General features: G+C 56.6%; 19 protein-coding genes. 5 read left to right on the forward strand and 14 right to left on the reverse strand.

What is annotated here, in order from left to right:
• Position 1: 1 nt before the first annotated feature.
• From AC2FH8_RS13760 to AC2FH8_RS13780, 5 genes are read left to right on the forward strand one after another with little or no spacing between them, the layout of a single operon-like run.
• Positions 2-943, forward strand: a complete 942-nt coding sequence (locus tag AC2FH8_RS13760; protein WP_142637818.1) for an ABC transporter permease — start codon at positions 2-4, stop codon at positions 941-943.
• Entirely contained in the window at positions 940-1,797 is an 858-nt protein-coding gene (locus AC2FH8_RS13765) for an ABC transporter permease (protein WP_496690006.1), read from the forward strand. The genes AC2FH8_RS13760 and AC2FH8_RS13765 overlap by 4 nt, the downstream gene beginning before the upstream one ends.
• Positions 1,798-1,799: 2 nt before the next feature.
• Entirely contained in the window at positions 1,800-2,792 is a 993-nt protein-coding gene (locus AC2FH8_RS13770; protein WP_271950016.1) for an ABC transporter ATP-binding protein, read from the forward strand.
• Positions 2,789-3,784, forward strand: coding sequence for an ABC transporter ATP-binding protein (locus AC2FH8_RS13775; RefSeq protein WP_271950014.1), 996 nt, complete (start codon positions 2,789-2,791; stop codon positions 3,782-3,784). The genes AC2FH8_RS13770 and AC2FH8_RS13775 overlap by 4 nt, the downstream gene beginning before the upstream one ends.
• The gene (locus AC2FH8_RS13780; protein ID WP_496690007.1) at positions 3,777-5,576 is read left to right on the forward strand and encodes an aminopeptidase P family protein; all 1,800 of its coding nucleotides are present in this window, start codon (positions 3,777-3,779) and stop codon (positions 5,574-5,576) included. Before AC2FH8_RS13775 ends, AC2FH8_RS13780 begins: the two co-directional genes overlap by 8 nt.
• A 15-nt stretch (positions 5,577-5,591) precedes the next feature.
• Here the strand turns inward: AC2FH8_RS13780 and AC2FH8_RS13785 are convergent, their stop codons facing one another.
• The 14 genes from AC2FH8_RS13785 to AC2FH8_RS13850 all read right to left on the reverse strand — a co-directional run bounded on the left by AC2FH8_RS13785 (position 5,592) and on the right by AC2FH8_RS13850 (position 18,888).
• Complete coding sequence (locus tag AC2FH8_RS13785) at positions 5,592-6,104, reverse strand: hypothetical protein (RefSeq protein WP_142637807.1); 513 nt, start codon at positions 6,102-6,104, stop codon at positions 5,592-5,594.
• A gap of 309 nt (positions 6,105-6,413) precedes the next feature.
• Positions 6,414-6,809: a RidA family protein gene (locus tag AC2FH8_RS13790; RefSeq protein WP_142637805.1), complete on the reverse strand. Its 396-nt coding sequence runs from the start codon at positions 6,807-6,809 to the stop codon at positions 6,414-6,416.
• Positions 6,806-7,213, reverse strand: coding sequence for an acyl-CoA thioesterase (locus AC2FH8_RS13795; protein ID WP_142637803.1), 408 nt, complete (start codon positions 7,211-7,213; stop codon positions 6,806-6,808). Before AC2FH8_RS13795 ends, AC2FH8_RS13790 begins: the two co-directional genes overlap by 4 nt.
• Complete coding sequence (locus tag AC2FH8_RS13800) at positions 7,213-7,899, reverse strand: ABC transporter ATP-binding protein (protein WP_496690008.1); 687 nt, start codon at positions 7,897-7,899, stop codon at positions 7,213-7,215. Before AC2FH8_RS13800 ends, AC2FH8_RS13795 begins: the two co-directional genes overlap by 1 nt.
• On the reverse strand, positions 7,896-8,645 hold the full coding sequence (locus tag AC2FH8_RS13805) for an ABC transporter ATP-binding protein (protein WP_496690009.1): 750 nt from the start codon (positions 8,643-8,645) through the stop codon (positions 7,896-7,898). The genes AC2FH8_RS13800 and AC2FH8_RS13805 overlap by 4 nt, the downstream gene beginning before the upstream one ends.
• The gene (locus AC2FH8_RS13810; protein ID WP_271950103.1) at positions 8,638-9,618 is read right to left on the reverse strand and encodes a branched-chain amino acid ABC transporter permease; all 981 of its coding nucleotides are present in this window, start codon (positions 9,616-9,618) and stop codon (positions 8,638-8,640) included. Before AC2FH8_RS13810 ends, AC2FH8_RS13805 begins: the two co-directional genes overlap by 8 nt.
• Before the next feature lie 2 nt (positions 9,619-9,620).
• On the reverse strand, positions 9,621-10,541 hold the full coding sequence (locus AC2FH8_RS13815) for a branched-chain amino acid ABC transporter permease (RefSeq protein ID WP_142637797.1): 921 nt from the start codon (positions 10,539-10,541) through the stop codon (positions 9,621-9,623).
• A gap of 52 nt (positions 10,542-10,593) precedes the next feature.
• Positions 10,594-11,724 (reverse strand): ABC transporter substrate-binding protein, encoded by a 1,131-nt coding sequence (locus AC2FH8_RS13820; protein WP_282027718.1) that lies wholly within the window; start codon positions 11,722-11,724, stop codon positions 10,594-10,596.
• Positions 11,725-11,850: 126 nt separating this feature from the next.
• Positions 11,851-13,461 (reverse strand): AMP-binding protein, encoded by a 1,611-nt coding sequence (locus AC2FH8_RS13825; protein WP_496690010.1) that lies wholly within the window; start codon positions 13,459-13,461, stop codon positions 11,851-11,853.
• Positions 13,461-14,612, reverse strand: coding sequence for an acyl-CoA dehydrogenase family protein (locus AC2FH8_RS13830; protein WP_496690011.1), 1,152 nt, complete (start codon positions 14,610-14,612; stop codon positions 13,461-13,463). Before AC2FH8_RS13830 ends, AC2FH8_RS13825 begins: the two co-directional genes overlap by 1 nt.
• Positions 14,612-15,412 carry an enoyl-CoA hydratase family protein gene (locus tag AC2FH8_RS13835; RefSeq protein WP_496690012.1) on the reverse strand — a complete coding sequence of 267 codons (801 nt, stop codon included), beginning with the start codon at positions 15,410-15,412 and terminating at the stop codon, positions 14,612-14,614. The genes AC2FH8_RS13830 and AC2FH8_RS13835 overlap by 1 nt, the downstream gene beginning before the upstream one ends.
• Positions 15,402-15,869 carry a MarR family winged helix-turn-helix transcriptional regulator gene (locus tag AC2FH8_RS13840; protein ID WP_142637787.1) on the reverse strand — a complete coding sequence of 156 codons (468 nt, stop codon included), beginning with the start codon at positions 15,867-15,869 and terminating at the stop codon, positions 15,402-15,404. The genes AC2FH8_RS13835 and AC2FH8_RS13840 overlap by 11 nt, the downstream gene beginning before the upstream one ends.
• On the reverse strand, positions 15,866-16,597 hold the full coding sequence (locus tag AC2FH8_RS13845; RefSeq protein WP_142637785.1) for an SDR family NAD(P)-dependent oxidoreductase: 732 nt from the start codon (positions 16,595-16,597) through the stop codon (positions 15,866-15,868). The genes AC2FH8_RS13840 and AC2FH8_RS13845 overlap by 4 nt, the downstream gene beginning before the upstream one ends.
• Positions 16,594-18,888, reverse strand: coding sequence for a bifunctional salicylyl-CoA 5-hydroxylase/oxidoreductase (locus tag AC2FH8_RS13850; RefSeq protein WP_496690013.1), 2,295 nt, complete (start codon positions 18,886-18,888; stop codon positions 16,594-16,596). The genes AC2FH8_RS13845 and AC2FH8_RS13850 overlap by 4 nt, the downstream gene beginning before the upstream one ends.
• Between the last annotated feature and the right edge of the window lie 93 nt (positions 18,889-18,981).

The following is an 18,981-nucleotide window of genomic DNA, read 5'->3' on the forward strand; positions in this document are numbered from 1 at the left end:
TTTGTCCAGCCTGTCCTATATCTTCAAACGACTCCTGATGATGATCCCGACCTTTTTTCTGGTCATGATCATTATTTTTCTTCTTGTTCGATTGCTACCGGGAGACCCTGCCATTGCGATGGCCGGTGATCGTGCCTCGGACGCCGACATCCAGGCCATCCGTGAACGGCTTGGGTTGACCGAACCTATGCTGGTGCAATTCTGGCTGTTCCTTACCAATACCGTGCAGGGCGATCTGGGTCGGTCTATCCTGATGCGCTCGGATGTGATCAATGTGATTTCTGACCGTCTTCCTATCACTGTCTTCCTGACCGTGTATTCGGTGGTTTTGTCGCTGCTGATTGCCGGTCCGCTGGCCTTTGTTGCTGCGCTCAATCGGGGCCGCTGGCCTGATGCGGTGATCCGCACCGTTTTTCAGATCGGGCTGTCGATGCCGGTGTTCTATATTGGCCTCGTTCTGTTGACCTTTCTGGCAGCACAGCTGCGCCTGTTTCCGGTCGGAGGATATGGCGACACCTTTACCGAGCGGCTCTATCACCTGTTCCTGCCTTCAGTGACCGTAGCGCTTTACACCTCGGCCATCATCATGCGGAACCTGCGCAGCGCGATTATCGAGGTTCTGGACGCCGAATATGTTCAGTTCGCGCGTGCCAAAGGCCTGCCGCCTCGTTTGGTTCTGGGTCGCCACGTCCTGCGCAATGCGCTGATTTCCACGGTAACCCTGCTGGGCCTGTCCATCGGCAATCTGATGAGCGGGACATTGGTCACCGAAACCGTATTCGCCGTGCCCGGAATGGGGCGCCTGATGCTCGAGGCTATCTTTGCCCGCGACTACCCCCTGATTCAGGGGCTGACCCTGACATTTGCTGTTCTGGTTTCCGTGGTTTTCCTGATGACCGACCTGTTTCAGAGTCGCCTTGACCCAAGGATGCGCCTGCAATGAGTGACGCGACCTTCAACAGCACCTCGCAGCGCCCCACCTTCATGCAGCGGGCCTTGCGCAAGCCTGGGTTTGTGGCCGGGTGCATCATCATCGGGTTTTCGGTGCTGCTTGCCCTGTTTCCCGGCGTATTCGCGCCCTATGACCCAAGCGCAATCGACTATCAGGCCCTGCGCCAACCACCATCCTGGGCACATCCGTTCGGTACAGATCTGTTAGGGCGCGACAGCCTATCCCGCGTCATCTGGGCCTATCAGGTCAACATGCAGATGGCAATTTTCGGGACTGTATTCGCATTGGTCACCGGTATAACGATTGGCGCGCTGGTCGGGTATTATCGCGGCATCTCGGACATGATCTTTGGCCGCATCGTTGACGCTGTAATCACCTTTCCTTTCCTGGTTCTTGTCATTGCCGTGGTTGCGGTTCTAGGGCCGGGCCTGATCAACATGTATATCGCGATTTCAGTTGTTTACTGGGTCTATTATGCGCGCCTGATGCGGGCCGAGGTAATCGCTCAAATGGGGAATGACTATGCCTCGGCCGGGGTGGTGATGGGATATTCCGACAGCCGCATCATCTTCCGCCACCTGCTGCCAAACGCGATAACGCCGGTTATCGTCTATTGGATGACCGACATGGCGCTGGTGATCTTGCTGGGGTCATCCCTGGGCTATCTTGGTTTGGGGGCGCAACCACCGCAGGCCGAATGGGGCGTGCTGATCGCCGAAGGGCGCAACTTTATCTCGACCGCCTGGTGGCTGAGCCTGATGCCCGGCATCGCCATCGTTCTGACCGGCCTTGGCTTTTCGCTTTTGGGCGATGGGCTTGCCGATCTGCTGAGACCGCGGGGATAGCGATGCAGGACCAAACGAAACTTCTAGAAGTAACCGGGCTATGCACAACCTTTCACAAGAACGGTCGCGCGCTGCCTGCGCTGCGCGATGTCAGTTTCGGCGTGAACCGGGGTGAAGTTTTGGGGCTGGTCGGCGAAAGCGGGTCGGGCAAGAGCGTCACGTTGCGCTCGATCATGGGGCTGGCGCGCCGCTATGGCGACGTGACCGGCCAGGTGCGCTGGAATGGAAGTGATCTGATATCCATGTCAGACAGGGCTCTTCGTCGGTTTCAGGGTCGCGAAATCGCGATGATTTTTCAGGAACCGATGACCTCGCTGAATCCACTGCTGACAGTCGGACTGCAACTGGAAGAGACCCTGCGCGCCCATACCGACCTGCCCCGCGCCGCGCGCTTGGATCGGGCAATCGAAATGCTGGACCTTGTCGGCATCCCCTCGGCAGCGCAACGCTTGAAGGATTATCCTCACCAATTTTCTGGCGGAATGCGCCAGCGGGTCATGATCGCAATAGCGCTTGCCGCAGAACCCAAACTGTTGCTGGCGGATGAACCCACCACAGCACTGGACGTGACCATACAGGCGCAGATCCTCGATCTGATCCTGCGACTGGCGCAGGATATGGATATGGGGGTTGTGCTGGTCACCCATGATCTTGGCGTGGTTGCCCAGACTTGCGACAACGTGGCCGTTATGTATGCGGGGCGGATCGTCGAACAAGGGCCGGTCCGCGATGTGCTGCGGGCACCGCATCACCCCTACACTGTGGGTCTGATGCGGTCTGTGCCCGAAAACATCGCTCCTCGCACGCCGCTATATTCTGTTCCCGGAGTGCCGCCCGCACTGGATGCCCTGCCTGCTGGATGCGCGTTTGCACCGCGCTGTGCCGCCTGCATAGACGCCTGCGCGCGAGAGCGCCCAGCGATGACCCTGATCACCGATCATAGACAGGTCGCCTGTTTCAACCCGATAACCAAAACCCAAGGGAACGCCGCATGACTGCCCTGATGCAAATCCGCGACCTGCATCTGCGGTTCCCAATGGGCCGTAGCATCGGCGATGTCATTTCGCGGCGTCCTGGTCGCGAAGTACGGGCGCTGAATGGTGTCAGCCTAGATCTGACCCGGGGCGAAACTCTGGGCGTCGTCGGAGAGTCCGGGTGTGGAAAGTCCACACTAGCCCGGTGTATCGTGCGCCTTCATAAGCCCAGCGACGGTTCAATCCACTTTGAAGGTCAGGACATATTCGACGGCGAAATCAAAGCTGACCGCACCTATAACCGCCGGGTTCAGATGATGTTCCAGGACCCCTATTCATCGCTCAATCCCCGGATGACGACAGGGCAAATTCTGGCCGAAGCCCTGAGCGTTCACAACATGCGCCCAGAAGCAGAAATTCCCGACCGTGTGGCCGAGTTGCTTGATCTGGTCCGCCTTCCGAAGGACGCGCAAGACAAGCTGCCGCACGAATTCTCCGGAGGTCAGCGTCAGCGGATCGCCATTGCGCGCGCATTGGCGGTCGAACCCGAAGTTCTGATTGCGGACGAACTGGTCTCGGCACTAGATGTTTCGGTTCAGGCGCAGGTGGTAAACCTGTTGCTGGACCTGCAGCGGGAACTTGATCTGACAATCCTGTTTGTGGCCCATGACCTGCGGCTTGTCCGTCATGTTTCAAACCGGGTCGCGGTAATCTACCTTGGGCGGATCGTTGAAATCGGCGACAGCGAAACCTTGTTTTCCGCCCCCTCCCACCCTTACAGCCAAGCTCTGCTTTCAGCCGCCCCTTCGCTGGACCCCGACAACCGCGGTGCCGTCAAGCGGCTTGACGGAGAGCTGCCTTCACCACTGAACATGCCCTCAGGGTGTCCGTTCCATGTCCGGTGCCCTCACGCCAGCAACATATGCGAAACCAAAGTGCCTGCCCTGATGCCTTTTGAAAATCGTGGCGAGGTCGCCTGTCACCATGTTGAAGAGATAAATGCCGATGCTTGATGCCCCCGGAACCGACCGATCCGCGATTGTTTCGGCCTTGCGCGCAGAGCTTAAAGCACAAGGTCTGGATGCCTTTATCGTGCCCCGCTACGACGCACATCAGGGCGAATATGTTGCCCCTCATGATGAACGCCTCGCCTTTGTAACTGGCTTCAGCGGCTCGGCAGGCATGGCCATCGTCACACCCGAAACTGTCGCTTTATTTGTCGATGGCCGCTATGTGGTGCAGGCTGCAAACCAGTGTGCCGAGGCTGTTTTCTCGCACCATCATCTGTTTAACGAGCCGCCCGAATACTGGCTGGCCGCCGTTGCACAGAAAGGATGGAAAATCGGCTTTGACTCGATGCACCTACCGCCGGTCTGGTTTGACCGATTTGAGCACGGGCTGGAAGGCAGCGGTGCCGCGATGGTAGCGACGGCTTCAAATCCGGTCGATGCAATCTGGACCGACCAACCCGCTGCCCCCCAAGGACAGATCGAGCCATTTCCACTTCAGTTTTCGGGCCGGGCGGCGGGTGATAAGATCTCGGATCTGGCCACTGAGCTAACACGCCGAGAGGCCGGCTTGCTGGTGGAAACTCAGCCCGACAACATCGCCTGGCTGCTTAATGTGCGTGGCTCAGACGTGGCTTTCAACCCTGTTCCCAACTCTTTCCTTCTGTTGCAAAGCTCGGGCCAAGTGCACTGGTTCGTGTCTGACCAAAAACTGGATGCCGATGTCACTGACCACATGCCGGAAAATGTTTCGGTTCAGGCGCCGGATGGTTTTCTGTCTACACTCAGTGATCTCACAGCGCCCGGCCAGGCTGTGATTTTCGACCCCGATTTTTCGCCGACGGCGGTCAAACAAGTGCTGGAGCGTACCGGAGCGAAGGGCGTGCCGGTCAACGGATTGTTAAGCAAAACCAAAGCCCGCAAGAATACAACGGAACTGGAAGGGTTGCGCGCTTGCCATATCCGGGACGGGATCGCCTGGACCGAATTCTGCGCCTGGCTGGCGGCTCAGGTACAGAAACAGGCTGAACCGGTGACCGAGCGTGAAGCAGAACAGCGGGTATTGGCCTTCCGCCGCGCTCAGGATGGGTTCATCCACGAAAGCTTCAACACAATCTCGGCCGCCGATGGCAATGCCGCGATGTGCCATTACGCTACCGAGGCCGACAATACCGTTCCGATCCAACCGCGGGGCACATACCTGCTGGATTCCGGGGGGCAGTACGACACCGGCACAACGGATGCCACGCGCAGCTTTTCGTTCGGGCCTCAGCGGCCTGATGGATATGACCGGGCCTATACCGCAGTGTTCAAGGCCTTTCACGCTCTGGCCACGCTGCGCTTTCCTGCAGGCACTCAGGGCCATCACATTGATGCAATCTGTCGCCGCCCGCTGTGGGATCTGGGATTGGATTATGACCACGGTACGGGTCATGGAATTGGCCACCGGTTGTCTGTCCATGAACATCCGCAGCGCATTGGCAAACCTTACAACCCGGTCGACCTGATGCCTGGCATGGTTATGTCGATCGAGCCGGGATATTACGAGGCCGGCAGGTTCGGCATTCGCATCGAAAACCTGTTCGAAATTGTCGAGGCAGATGACGGATTTCTGGAGTTCTCGAACATGACCTGGATCCCGATCCAGACGGATATGTTGATGCCAGATATGCTGAATCAGTCAGAAATTGACTGGATCAATGACTATCATGCCAAGGTTCTCAGACAGGTCGGGCCGCATCTTTCGCCTCTGGCCCTTAGATGGGCCCAGACGGCCTGTGCAACGCTGACCAAATAAACCAGAGTTTTGCCATCAGACCACCGTTCGAGGTGTCTTTCCTGCAAATACCGGCTGGACCCGGGCACCCTGATATTCGCAGGCGTTATCCAACCAGGCCAGAAACAGACGCGTGTTTCCAACAATGTGAGGGACAAAGCCGAAATCCGGTCGATTACCGGCCAGCTTTTGAACCAAAGAACCCGTTTGCAACACGAAGATCGCGCCCCCTACCACAACGGCGGCGCTGATTGTGGGCGAGGCTGCGATCTCATGGCTTTGGGTTCCGGCCACCCAAAGAGCAAATGCCAGACGCGTCATCGCCACCGTATCCGTGACGCGGCGCAAGCCAGGAAGGAAATAGGTGGATAGAGCCGTCGCGCATACAATGACAGCCATATAGATCAGGCCGATAACAACCGGGACGGGTAATCCGAAACGCGTTGCCTCTATATGTGAGTAAAGAGTGAAACCTGAGGCAAAAGCCAGAGCCGCAATCAGCGACAACCGCCGTCTTTCGAGACTTAGATGCCTTGTGACTCTTTTCACTGCGTCGACCCTCATGTTTTGTTGAGGATCTGTTTGAGATATGAATTTGTGATTGATCTGACGAAATAGCGGCGGAAGTTTGTCTTTGTCTCCCCTCACCATTCAATCGGTCGCCCAAATGACTTGGTTACGCCCTGCACGTTGGCCTTTTCACTCTGGTACGAGCACAAAATCCAGCCCGGTTTAGGCCGCTGCAACCCGCTTCGGCGGCCCTGTGATTTCAGAAAAGAGGTTTGGCAGAATTCTCACCTCCTAGGGTGAAAATCGCTCAAATTCATTCCGCTGGGCCCGTTTCAATGTCGCTTGCCTTCAGGATAAATGTGCTGTCGCTTCAATTTCCAACAAGGCCTCGTCTTCGACCAAACCCGCCACGATGATCATTGACATCGCAGGAAAATGCCTGCCGAAAACCTCACGATAGGCGGCCCCAACTTCGGCTTGCAGAGACAGATATTCGCGTTTGTCTGTTACGAACCAGGTCAGGCGGGTCACATCGCGGGCCGAGCCACCAGCGGCCTCGACAATATCAACGATATTCTGCAGCGCCTGTTTCATCTGTCCGATGAACCCGCCGCTGACAAATTTCTTGTTCGCGTCCCATCCTATTTGCCCGCCGATATGTAACGTTCCATCTTTGGTCAAAACGCCATTGGCATATCCTTTGGCAGGCAACCAGCCATCGGGGTGAATTGTCTTGTGGCTCATAGCGCGTCGTCCCTGAATGCCTCGAGTTTTTTACGGATGTCTGCGGGCCAGGCCGTTGGACCGCCCTTTGAATCTACATGAACAAGCGTTGCTACGCTTGTCAGTCGCTCCTCTTGCGCACAACTGGCCACGACCGAGTATTCGGCTGAACTGCGTCCGATCTTTGTGATCTTCATCCGGAATATCAAATGGTCACCGTGACGGCTGGGCGCTGAAAATCGAGTTTGTATCTGTGCGGTAGGCACTGCGCCAACAGGATGAATCTCTTCAAACGGTTTGCATAGCACCTGATCGAAATAGGTCTCAACGCAATCATTGATCATCTCGAAATAGCGCGGGAAAAAGACAATCCCCGCCGGGTCGCAATGTTTGAACAGAACCTTTTGGTGGAATTCAAAAGTCATCAGACCCCCACATATTTTTCTGTGATGTCATGACTGAGATCCACCATCGCGCCAGACCAGACTGTTTTACCGCGCTCAAGAATGACCGCGCGATCAGACACCAGCGCCAACTCTTTCAGAGACTTGTCGATCAACAGGATCGAAACATTGGTTTCCTGTTTCAGGCGATGCAAGACCGACCAGATTTCCTGTCGCACGATCGGAGCCAGCCCTTCGGTTGCTTCATCGAGGATCAAGAGCTGCGGATTTGTCATCAGGGCGCGCCCAATAGCCAGCATCTGCTGTTCGCCGCCGGATAGTGAGGCTGCCCTTTGGCCCTGACGTTCCTCTAGCCGTGGGAACAGTTCAGCCACCTTCTGCAATGTCCACTCGCCGGGTCTGGCAGCGGCGATCAGATTCTCGCGCACCGTCAGGTCGGCAAAGCACCGGCGCCCCTCGGGTACCAGCCCGACACCAAGACGCGCGACCTTATAGCTGGGCAAAGCGTGCAGATTCTGATTGTTCAGCGACAGGGTGCCCTCGGACCGGATCATCCGGCAAATGGCTTTGACAGTCGTGGTCTTGCCCATCCCATTGCGCCCCATAAGGGCTGTAACCTCGCCCTGCGCCAGAGAAAGATCGACACCAAATAAAGCCTGACTGACGCCATATGTCGCGGTCAGGTTTTCTACCCGCAACAAAGTCATGCCTCATCCCCCAGATAGGCATCGCGCACCTCACGGCTTGCGCGGATTTCATCTGCCGTCCCGGTTGCAATCACCTTGCCATAGACCAATACGCTGATCCGATCAGCCAGCGCAAAAACGGCGTCCATATCATGTTCAACAAGCAAGATGGGCGCCTCTTCCCGCAGACCGTCAAGAAACCCGGTCAACCGTTTGGCCCCTCCAGCGCCAAGCCCGGCCATCGGTTCATCCATAACAAAGACCCGAGGTGACAAAGTCAAAGCCACGGCGACTTCAAGCTGGCGGCGTTGACCATGGCTGAGATTTGCGCAACGCGTTTCGCGTTCATCGCCCAGGCCCACCCTTTCCAGCGCAGCCTCGGCCCTTTCGAGCAGCTCTGGCCGTTTCAAGGCAGGTTTCCAGAACCGCCATACGAGGTTTTCCGCCCCCATGGCGCTCAACACGACATTTTCCAGAACCGTATCTTCCATGCACAGTTCCGATATCTGGAACGTCCGCCCCATCCCTGCCCTTGCCCGCTTTTGCGTGCCAAGGTCCGACACATCCTGTCCGCACAGCAAAACACGCCCCGAATCCGGTTGCAAACCTCCGCAAATCTGCTGGATCAACGTGGATTTTCCCGCTCCATTCGGACCAATGATGGCGTGGATCTCTCCTGGCCTGAGATCAATCGAGACGTTATCCGTAGCCTTTAACGCACCAAAGCTTTTGTTCAGACTCTCGGTGGCAAGGACGGGATCAGACATGTGCCCCCTCTTTCCCGGTTAGCAGCCCAATCAGGCCACCGCGACCAAACAGAACGATGCACAGCAGAACAATACCCAAATATACATGCCAGAAATCGGTTAGTTCACCCAGAAAATGCTCGAGCGCGACAAACACGCAAGCCCCAATTACCGGACCCATCAGGCGTCCGACACCTCCGATGATTATCAGCACAATCAATTCGCCCGAAAGCTGCCAACTGAACATAGACGGCGAAACGAACCGGTTGAGATCGGCAAACAGCGCCCCGGCCAGACCAGTGACAGCGCCGGACAGAACAAAGGCCAGAAGTTTCAGACGCATGGGGTTCAATCCCACGGTCTCGACCCGCGCCGTAGATTGCCGCGTCGCATTAAGAGCCAGCCCGAATGGCGCGGCTTGCATGCGCGCAAACAGGAACAGGACGAGACATAGCAGCGCGAAACAGATGCCGTAAAACTGGATCGGATCCAATGTGTTGAGGCCGGGAAAACCGTTGCGAACATAGATGGATAATCCGTCTTCGCCCCCGTATTGCGCCCAAGAAATCGCGAAGTAGTAAAACATCTGTCCGAAGGCCAGCGTAATCATGATGAAATAAACGCCTGACGTTCTTAGGGACAGAAGGCCGACGAAAAAGGCAGCAATGCCCGAAGTAAGCATCGCAACTATCCAGATCACGGGCATGGATTTACTGCCTTCGATAGAAATCAAGCCCAGATCCAGTGCAGTGTAGGTCTGCGCGTGATAGGTCAGAATGCCCATCGCATAGCCGCCGATCCCGAAGAAAACAGCATGGCCAAAGCTGACCAACCCCCCAATTCCCAGGATGACATTCAGACCAACCGCTGCAAGCGCCAAGATCACCGCCCGCGTCACAAGCGTGATTGTGAAGGGCTGGTCCGCGGCCAGCGCCCAAAGGGGCAGCGCCAGCAGGCCGGCGATCATCAGGCCATTGATGTATCTTTCATTCATTCTCATGCGCGGGCTCCGAACAGACCTGTTGGGCGCCAGATCAGGACCAGTCCCATCAGGACATAGATTCCCATTGATGCCAGAGCCGAGCCGCTTTTCTGAGCGGCTCCCGGTTCCATGAACAGTTTGAACAGCTCGGGCAGGAAAACCCCGCCCAGCGTGTCGGTTAGCCCAACCAACAGCGCCCCGATGAACGCCCCCCGAACCGAGCCTATGCCACCGATTACGATAACCACGAAGGCCAGGATCAGAACAGGTTCACCCATGCCCACCTGTACCGACTGAATTGCCCCAACCAAAGCACCGGCAAGCCCCGCCAGCCCCGCCCCTAGTGCAAAGACCAACGTGTAAAGTTTCGAGATGTCGACGCCCAGTGCGGCAATCATTTCCCGGTCGTTCTTACCGGCCCGTATCTGCACACCCAAACGCGTGCGTTCGATCAGGGCCCACAAACCTACTGCAACAGCAAGACCAATCCCGATCAGGGTTAGGCGATAGAGGGGATATTCGATCCCGCCCTGCAGCGTGATCGGACCCGAAAGTGCCGTTGGAATATCCAGGAACAATGGGAAAGACCCAAAGACCCACCTTGTCCCTTCGGAAAAGATCAGGATCAGTGCAAAGGTGGCCAGAACCTGATCCAAATGTGGTGCCTGATAAAGCCGCCGGATAACGAGCATTTCTACGATCACCCCTGCCAGTGCGGCCGCAGCCAGAGCAGCAATCAAAGCAAGCAGAAATGACCCGGTCGCCCCTGCAACTGCTGCAGCGGCAAATGCACCCACCATGTACAAAGAGCCATGGGCCAGGTTGATCAGGCCCATCACCCCGAAGATCAGCGTCAGGCCAGCAGCCATCAAGAACAACATGACGCCGAACTGCAGCCCGTTCAGGATCTGCTCGATAATCAGGATCGAGGACATGGAAACTCCGGTGATCTGCCCGCCCCACTTTTAGGGGCAGGCAGAAATTCAGTTACATTTTGCACTCGGCCGCGTAGGCATCAGAGTGGTTTTCAAGAGCTACGCCAAGGATCTTATTGGTGAATACATCACCTTCTTTGATCACTTCGCGCGCATAGATGGTCTGAACCGGATGATGGTTCGGGCCAAAGCTGAAATCCCCTCGTGTGCTGTTGAAATCCGCCGCCCTCAGCGCTTCGCGGAAGGCATCCGCATCTGACGGGTCAGCCTTGTTAAGCGCCGCAAGTAACAGGTTGGCGGTATCGAATCCCTGACTGGCGTAAAGCGAGGGCAGACGTCCGTATTCTGCCTGAAAGCTTTCAACAAAGGCAGCGTTGGTCGGGTTGTCGATATCCTTGTTCCACTGCGAAGTGTTCACCACGCCCAGAGCTGCATCGCCTACCGCCTGCAGAATGCCCTGATCAAAGCTGAAGGCTGGGCCAACAACTGGAAGATCGATCCCGCTGTCGGCATATTGCTTCAGAAACGAAATCCCCATCCCGCCGGGCAGGAAGAAAAAGACGCTATCCGCATCGCTTGCGCGGATTTGCGCGATTTCAGCTGCATAATCAGTCTGGCCAAGCTCGGTATAGATCTCACCGGCCAGATCACCTTCGAAAAAGCGTTTATAGCCAGTCAGCGCGTCGACACCCGCCGGGTAATTCGGAGCAAGTATGAAGCTGCTCTTGTAACCCGCACCATTGGCGTATGCGCCCGCGGCCTCGTGCAGGTTGTCGTTCTGCCAGGCGACGTTGAAATAGTTCTGGTGACAGCCCTTCCCCGCCAGAGGTGACGGGCCCGCATTGGGTGACAGATAGAAAACGTCCTGGTTCACGGCGGCTGGCACAACCGCCATCGCCAGGTTTGACCAGATGATACCGGTCATCACATCTACACGTTCGGATTGGATCATCTTGTCTGACAGCTGTACCGCGATATCCGGTTTGCGCTGGTCGTCTTCGATCACCACCTCGATATCATCCCGCCCCGATTGAGCAATCGCAAGCATGAACCCATCCCGTACGTCGATGCCCAAACCGGCCCCGCCGCCTGAAAGCGTTGTGATCATCCCCACCTTAACTTCCGCTGTAACACCCGTCGCGCACAGCGCGGTGATCGCTGCAGCCGCCAATAGTCTCTTCATCGTCTTCTCCCTTCGTTGGCCCTATGAACGCGATTTATGTCATTATTCTCAACGTTCGGTCTATGCCTTTGGCAATTCGGTCTTTTTCTTACATTCTTTCTTCCCGCTATATTCTACATACATTGATCATGATTTCAGGCGGAAACGCTGGATTTTTCCGGTCGCGGTTTTGGGCAAACCATCGCAGAACCGGATCGAGCGCGGGTATTTATACGGGGCAATCATAGATTTCACATGAGCCTGAAGGGCTTCGCGCATAGCGTCATCAGCCGTGCCTGAAGCCAGAACAACATGTGCTTGGACAATATGACCCCTCTCAGCATCTGGGACGCCGACCACCGCGCATTCCGCAACGGCCTCATGCGCCAGAAGTGCGGCTTCTACTTCGGGTCCGGCGATGTTGTATCCGGCCGAGATAATCATGTCGTCATTGCGCGCAGAAAAATGAAAATACCCCTCCGCGTCCCGATGAAAGCTGTCTCCAGTGATATTCCATCCATCTGTTACATAACCCGCCTGGCGCTTATCATTCAGATACCGGCACCCTGTCGGACCACGAACGGCCAGGCGTCCGATATCCCCAACAGCAGCTTCAGTTCCGTCTGGGTTTAACACTTTGGCCTCATATCCGGTAACCGGCCTGCCGGTACTGGCCGGGCGGTGATCGTCAAACCGGTTTGAAATAAAGATGTGCAACATCTCGGTCGCGCCGATCCCGTCGAGCATTGGTTTGCCTGTCTTGGAAATCCACTCGTCATAGATTGGCTGCGGTAAGGTCTCGCCCGCCGACACGGCCGCACGCAGACTAGACAGATCAACACCGTCATCTATCGCCTGCAGCATGACCCGATAGGCGGTTGGCGCAGTGAAACAGACAGTCGCTTTGTATTTTTCGATTATCTCGATCATGCCCGCAGGCGAGGCTTGTTCTAACAGGGTTGCAGTCGCGCCGAACCGCAACGGAAACACCGCCAAACCACCCAACCCGAATGTGAAGGCCAAAGGTGGAGAACCAACAAAAACGTCCTCTGGAACGACCTGCAACACCTCACGCGCATAGCTGTCGGCAATGATCAGAATATCTCTGTGAAAATGCATGGTGGCCTTGGGTTCACCTGTCGAGCCGGAGGTGAAACCCAACAAGGCCACGTCGTCGCGCCCGGTTTTAACGCAATCGAACTGTACCGGCTTTTCAAGTGCAAGACGATCAAGCTCGGCATCGTGGTTTGAAGTTCCGTCGAACCCGACGACCCGCTGCAGGAACCGGCTATCACTGGCGCAGGACTGCATTTCGTCGATCAGCCGGGTATCACATAATGCAAACTGGATTTCCGCCTTATCGACAGTTTTCGTCAGTTCTGCAGCGCGCAACATCGGCATAGTATTGACGACGACCGCACCCACCTTGGTTGCGGCAAGCCAGCACGCAACCATTGCCGGATTGTTAGCCGATCGGATCAGCACCCGGTTTCCCGGCTCGACCCCCAAGTCATCGACCAATACATGTGCCAGCCTGTTGGTCCAGTCGCTGAGCTCTTTATATGTTCGTTGCCGACCATTGCCGATCAAAGCGGTATGATCACCAAAGCCCTTGGCAACCATGGCATCGGTCAGCTCATATGCTGCATTCACATGATCGGAATATGCAAAACCCGCCAACAGGAAGTCGGGCCACTGATCCTGGGGGGGCAGGTTATCGCGGCTGAACGTGTCGGTATGTGCAGACGGTCCAAGCATCACCTTCCCTCCATGTGCGCGGCCATCGTCTGACGTGCAATGATTACTTTTTGAACGTCCGAGGCGCCCTCGTAGATGCGCAAGGCACGGATTTCTCGGTACAGAGATTCAACCGCCATCCCAGAACGCACCCCATCGCCACCAAACAACTGAACCGCCTTGTCGATAATCAACTGCGCCTGATCGGTAGCAAACAGCTTGGCCATCGCCGCCTCACGTGTAATGCGCGCCGCTCCGCTGTCCTTGGCCCACGCTGCCCGATAGATCAAAAGCGCCGAAGCATCGACATCTAATGCCATCTCGGCGATGTGCCCCTGCACCATCTGCAAATCAAACAACGGGGCGCCTTGCACCTGCCGTTCTGATACCCGTGTCAGCGCCTCATCCAGCGCGCGTCGTGCAAATCCCAGCGCAGCGGCGGCCACCGTCGGGCGGAACAGGTCCAGCACAGACATTGCAATACGAAATCCTGCGCCAGCTTGACCGATCATCGCGCTAGCCGGCACACGCACATCATTGAAACGCAATGTCGCCAATGGGTGTGGCGCGATTGTGTCCAGGCGCCCGACAACTTCGAAACCCTTCAGATCAGGAGTGATGATAAAAGCTGACAACCCTTTGGCCCCGGGTGCCTCGCCAGTACGGGCGAACAGGGTGTAGACATCTGCGATACCCCCGTTCGATATCCATGTCTTTTCACCGTTCAGGACAAAGTCGTTGCCATCACGGATAGCCGTCATTGTCGAATTTGCCACATCCGACCCCGATTGAGGTTCAGTCAATGCAAAGGCCGCGATAGCCTGACCAGAGCGCGTTTGCGGCAGCCAATGCGCCTTTTGACCTTTTGAGCCGAACAACGAGATCGCACCGGTTCCAAGCCCCTGCATTGCAAAGGCGAAATCGGCCAACCCATCATGGCGAGCAAGTGTTTCACGGCTGAGGCACAGCGTCCTGACATCCAAATGGCCGCTTTCGTCCGAAGTAGGCTGCAGCAGCCCGGCGTCGCCCAGCTGGCGGACCAGATCGCGACAAGCCTGGTCCGGGTCGCCATGGTCAATAGTCAGTCCCCGAGCAACCTCTTGCACCCGATCCGCCCAGCCCCGGTGATGAGGGTCAAAGAATGGCCACGAAAGAAAGCTCTGATCTGCCATCAATCGCCCTCGAATACTGGTTTGTCTTTTGCAACAAAGGCCTTGTAGGCGCGTTCAAAATCTCCGGTTTGCATACAGATCGCCTGGGCCTGCGCCTCTGCTTCGATTGCCTGTTCGATCGACATAGACCACTCCTGCGCCAGCATGGTCTTGGTCATCATATGCGCAAAATTGGGGCCTGCCACGATACGGTCAGCCAGAGATTGCGCGGTAGCGTTAAGCTCGGATGGATCAACCACCGCATTGTAGAACCCCCAGGAAAGCCCCTCATCAGCGGTCATGTTGCGTCCGGTATAGAGCAGTTCGGCCGTACGCCCCTGCCCGATGATACGGGGCAGGATGGCGCAGGCCCCCATATCGCACCCTGCCAGCCCCACCCGCGTGAACAGGAATGCACATTTGGCCTGCGGGGTGGCGATACGCAAATCCGCAGCCATAGCGATGATGGCTCCGGCCCCCACGCAAATACCGTCCACCGCAGCAATCACCGGCTTGCCACAATTCACAATCGCCTTGACGAGATCTCCGGTCATTCGCGTGAAGAGCAACAGGTCCTTCATCTTCATGCGCGTTAGCGGACCGATGATATCGTGCACATCGCCGCCCGAGCAGAAATTGCCACCATTTGAGGCGAACACCACTGCATCTACCTCTTCTGAATAGACCAGATCCCTGAACCAATCGCGCAGTTCGGCATAGCTGTCGAAGGTCAAAGGGTTCTTACGCTCTGGTCGGTTCAGTGCAATCGTTGCAACCCGGTTCCGGATTTCGCAGCGAAAATGTTTGACGTCACTGGCCATCGATTTCCTCCGAAATAGTGAGTTCCGTTGTCAGAGTGCGGGCGTCCTCGGCGGAAAACTGGCCAAGCATATCGGATATCCACGCCTCATGCGCCGCGGCCTGACGTGCGAATTCCTCGCATCCTTTTTGTGTCATGCGTACGCGATGGGCGCGGCGATCCCCAGGCACAGGTACGCGCACTAGCAGGCCGTCATCGGCCAGCCGATCCACGATTCCGGTCACATTCCCGTTCGAAACGCGCAGCGCGCCCGAGATTTCGCTCATCTTCAGCCCATCTTCGAACCGCGACAGGGCTGCCATCACGTCGAAACGCGGCAGTGTCGTGTCGAACTCTACCCTGAGGTTCTCTCTTAGCGCCGCCTCGATGCCACGCGTGGTCTTGAGCAGCCGCAGCCATAACCGCAATCTCTCTTTGGAAGGGTCTTCCAATGGTGCTTGAAGCGGGTTTGGGTTCATATCTCGCCTCCGGACAGGCTAAGCGCGTGGCCATTGACTGAGTTTGCCGCATCCGAGCACAACCACCTCACGGCACCTGCTACGTCTTCGACCTGGATGAAACGGCCCTGTGGGTTTATCTTTTTCAGGCTTTTCACCGCATTTTCCGCGCTCATTCCCGTCTTCTCGACGATGTTCGCAATCGAGCGATCCAGCATCGGCGTTTCCACAAACCCCGGGCAAACCGCATTGACGGTGATGCCCGTCGCCGCAAGTTCGACCGCCAGAGACCGCGTCAGCCCGACCACCGCATGTTTTGTCGCACAATAGCCGGAAACATATGGATAGCCCTTCAAACCGGCGGTGGACGCGATGGCAATCAGACGGCCCGCTCCTGCGGCTTGCATGTCAGGCAAAGCCGCCTGCCATAGATTGAAAACACCCACCAGATTCACATCCGTCAGGGTCCGCAGATCATCGGCGGTCATCCGATGAAACGGAAGCGAATGAGCCGCGCCGGCATTCGCAATCGCTATCGAAATCGGGCCGCGTTCTGCCCGTGCTGTTTCAATAGCAGCTCGGACCTGCTTGTCATCGGTCACATCACAAAGGACATACGGCAAGGCTTGCTGCTGCAGCTTGGCCTCTGTACGGCCCAAAATGGTAACGGCTGCTCCGCCATTCGCGAAATCTTGGGCTATAGCCGCACCAACGCCGGTGCCGCCGCCGGTTATGACGACATGTTTCATACTTCACCCGCCGTTTCCGCCATGCGATCTGCCAGGCGCCAAGCCTGATCCCGCCCGGCTTCATAGGGGCGGGGCCAAGTTTCCTGCCGGTCCCCCAACGCCGTAGCCGCGTGCAAGGTCCAGTACGGATCGTCCAGATGAGGCCGGGCAAGGCACACCAGATCCGCACGACCGGCCATGAGAATCGAATTTACGTGATCGGCTTCATAGATGTTCCCCACCGCCATAGTACTGATGCCGCATTCGTTTCTAATGCGGTCCGCGAAAGGGGTCTGGAACATACGGCCGTAAACCGGGTTAGCATCGGTCGAAGTCTGCCCGGCGGAAACATCCACTATATCTGCACCCGCCGCATCGAACATCGCCGCTATATCCACAGCTTGTTGCGGCGTCACGCCAGTAGGTCCGACCCAGTCATTGGCAGAAATGCGCACCGCCATCGGCTTATCTTTGGGCCAGATCGACCGCATAGCTGAAAAAACTTCAAGCGGATAACGCATACGGTTTTCAAGACTGCCCCCATACATGTCGTCGCGCGTGTTCGACAAAGGAGAGATAAAGGACGAGATGAGGTAGCCATGCGCCGCATGCAGTTCGATCATGTCAAACCCAGCACGATCTGCCATCCGGGCTGCGGTCACAAATTGGGACGTGACCCTATCCATATCTGCACGATCCATCGCGCTGGGCACAGCGTTACCGTCGGACCAAGGGATCGCCGAAGCTGATATCAAAGGCCAGTTTCCTTCCTTCAGCGGCTGGTCCATTCCTTCCCACCCGATGCAGGTTGAACCTTTGCGGCCCGAATGGCCGATTTGACAGCATATTTTGGCGTCGGTTTCCGCATGGACAAATTCGGTGAGTCGAGCCCATGCGGCCTCGTGTTCGGGCTCATAAAGCCCCGGGCATCCTGGGGTGATCCGGCCTTCGGCGCTGACACAGGTCATTTCGGTGTATACCAGCCCGGCGCCACCTTTGGCCCTTTCACCGTAATGGATCAGGTGCCAGTCAACCGGGCACCCATCAACCGCCTTGTACTGTGCCATGGGTGACACTACGATCCGGTTCTTTAACTGCATCCCCCGCAGGCGAAATGGCGCAAACATCGGGGGCCGGGCCATACCATCAACAGCGCCCCCAGACTGCTGCATGAACCAGGCCTCGGCATGCCCCAGCCAGTTGGCATCGCGTTGGCGCAGGTTCTCGTGGCTGATCCGCTGAGACCGTGTCAGCATCGCGTAATTCAACTGAACCGAATCCTGATCGAGGTAAAGTTCGACATTCTCGAACCATTCGACCGAGTTCCGCGCTGCCGATTGCAGGCGCAACACTTCAAGACGACGCTCGTCCTCATACCGCGCGAAAGCCGCTTCAGGCGTATCTTCTTTATGGACGAAGTCAGCCAGCGCTATAGCGCTTTCCAGTGCCAGCTTTGTTCCCGAGCCAATGGAAAAATGTGCGGTCGCTGCGGCATCTCCCAGCAATACCAGGTTTTTGTAACTCCATTTTTCGCACAAGACCCTAGGAAACCGCAGCCAGGCCGAGCCGCGGATATGACTGGCATTGCTCATCAAGGGATGGCCGCCCAAATGATCTTTGAAAATGTCTTCGCACAAAGCGATGGACTCTTGCTTGGTCATCTCACCAAACCCAAAAGCATCGAAGGTCTGTTGCGAGCATTCCACGATGAAAGTCGCCGTATCCCGGTCGAACTGATAGGCATGTGCCCAGACCCAGCCCTTTGGCGTTTCCTCAAAAATAAAGGTGAAGGCGTCGTCAAACTTCTGATGCGTACCCAGCCAGACGAACTGACACCGTCGTTGGTCTATATCGGGTCGAAAAACATCTGCGAACTCGGCCCGTGACTTGGAGTTCAGCCCGTCCGAAGCCACAACGACGTCGTAGTTCATCATATAGTCCGAGGCTGATGCCGCCTCGGTCTCAAAGCGCATCTCGACACCAAGCTCGCGCGCTCGGTCTTGCAAAATGAGCAGCAGTTGCTTGCGTCCGATCCCGCAAAATCCGTGGCCGCTGGACACGGTGCGCTGACCTTTATGCACAAGTGCTACGTCATCCCAATAGGCAAAGTGTTTACGTATCACCGTCGCGCTGGCTGCGTCATTGGCGGCAAGATTATCCAGCGTCTCATCAGACAACACGACGCCCCAGCCAAATGTGTCATCCGGGCGGTTTCGCTCGATAACAACCACTTCGGCATCCGGATCGCGGAGCTTCATTGAAATCCCGAAATAGAGGCCAGCCGGCCCGCCGCCGAGACATGCAACACGCATCGTTACCTTCCCCCATTCGCAGCTTTACCTGAAACGCTAGACCAGGTGGCCCATCCCTTCAAGTAAAAATATTTTATACTTGAAGTTTATATA

This window comes from Ruegeria sp. CDSC025 (genome assembly GCF_059610805.1).

Bases quoted from the DNA above. Each gene is read 5' to 3' on its own strand.
- AC2FH8_RS13765 (WP_496690006.1), top strand. From the start codon at position 940: ATGAGTGACGCGACCTTCAACAGCACCTCGCAGCGCCCCACCTTCATG.
- AC2FH8_RS13770 (WP_271950016.1), top strand. From the start codon at position 1,800: ATGCAGGACCAAACGAAACTTCTAGAAGTAACCGGGCTATGCACAACC.
- AC2FH8_RS13775 (WP_271950014.1), top strand. From the start codon at position 2,789: ATGACTGCCCTGATGCAAATCCGCGACCTGCATCTGCGGTTCCCAATG.
- AC2FH8_RS13780 (WP_496690007.1), top strand. From the start codon at position 3,777: ATGCTTGATGCCCCCGGAACCGACCGATCCGCGATTGTTTCGGCCTTG.
- AC2FH8_RS13790 (WP_142637805.1), bottom strand. From the start codon at position 6,809: ATGAGCCACAAGACAATTCACCCCGATGGCTGGTTGCCTGCCAAAGGA.
- AC2FH8_RS13795 (WP_142637803.1), bottom strand. From the start codon at position 7,213: ATGACTTTTGAATTCCACCAAAAGGTTCTGTTCAAACATTGCGACCCG.
- AC2FH8_RS13800 (WP_496690008.1), bottom strand. From the start codon at position 7,899: ATGACTTTGTTGCGGGTAGAAAACCTGACCGCGACATATGGCGTCAGT.
- AC2FH8_RS13805 (WP_496690009.1), bottom strand. From the start codon at position 8,645: ATGTCTGATCCCGTCCTTGCCACCGAGAGTCTGAACAAAAGCTTTGGT.
- AC2FH8_RS13810 (WP_271950103.1), bottom strand. From the start codon at position 9,618: ATGAATGAAAGATACATCAATGGCCTGATGATCGCCGGCCTGCTGGCG.
- AC2FH8_RS13815 (WP_142637797.1), bottom strand. From the start codon at position 10,541: ATGTCCTCGATCCTGATTATCGAGCAGATCCTGAACGGGCTGCAGTTC.
- AC2FH8_RS13820 (WP_282027718.1), bottom strand. From the start codon at position 11,724: ATGAAGAGACTATTGGCGGCTGCAGCGATCACCGCGCTGTGCGCGACG.
- AC2FH8_RS13825 (WP_496690010.1), bottom strand. From the start codon at position 13,461: ATGCTTGGACCGTCTGCACATACCGACACGTTCAGCCGCGATAACCTG.
- AC2FH8_RS13830 (WP_496690011.1), bottom strand. From the start codon at position 14,612: ATGGCAGATCAGAGCTTTCTTTCGTGGCCATTCTTTGACCCTCATCAC.
- AC2FH8_RS13835 (WP_496690012.1), bottom strand. From the start codon at position 15,412: ATGGCCAGTGACGTCAAACATTTTCGCTGCGAAATCCGGAACCGGGTT.
- AC2FH8_RS13840 (WP_142637787.1), bottom strand. From the start codon at position 15,869: ATGAACCCAAACCCGCTTCAAGCACCATTGGAAGACCCTTCCAAAGAG.
- AC2FH8_RS13845 (WP_142637785.1), bottom strand. From the start codon at position 16,597: ATGAAACATGTCGTCATAACCGGCGGCGGCACCGGCGTTGGTGCGGCT.
- AC2FH8_RS13850 (WP_496690013.1), bottom strand. From the start codon at position 18,888: ATGCGTGTTGCATGTCTCGGCGGCGGGCCGGCTGGCCTCTATTTCGGG.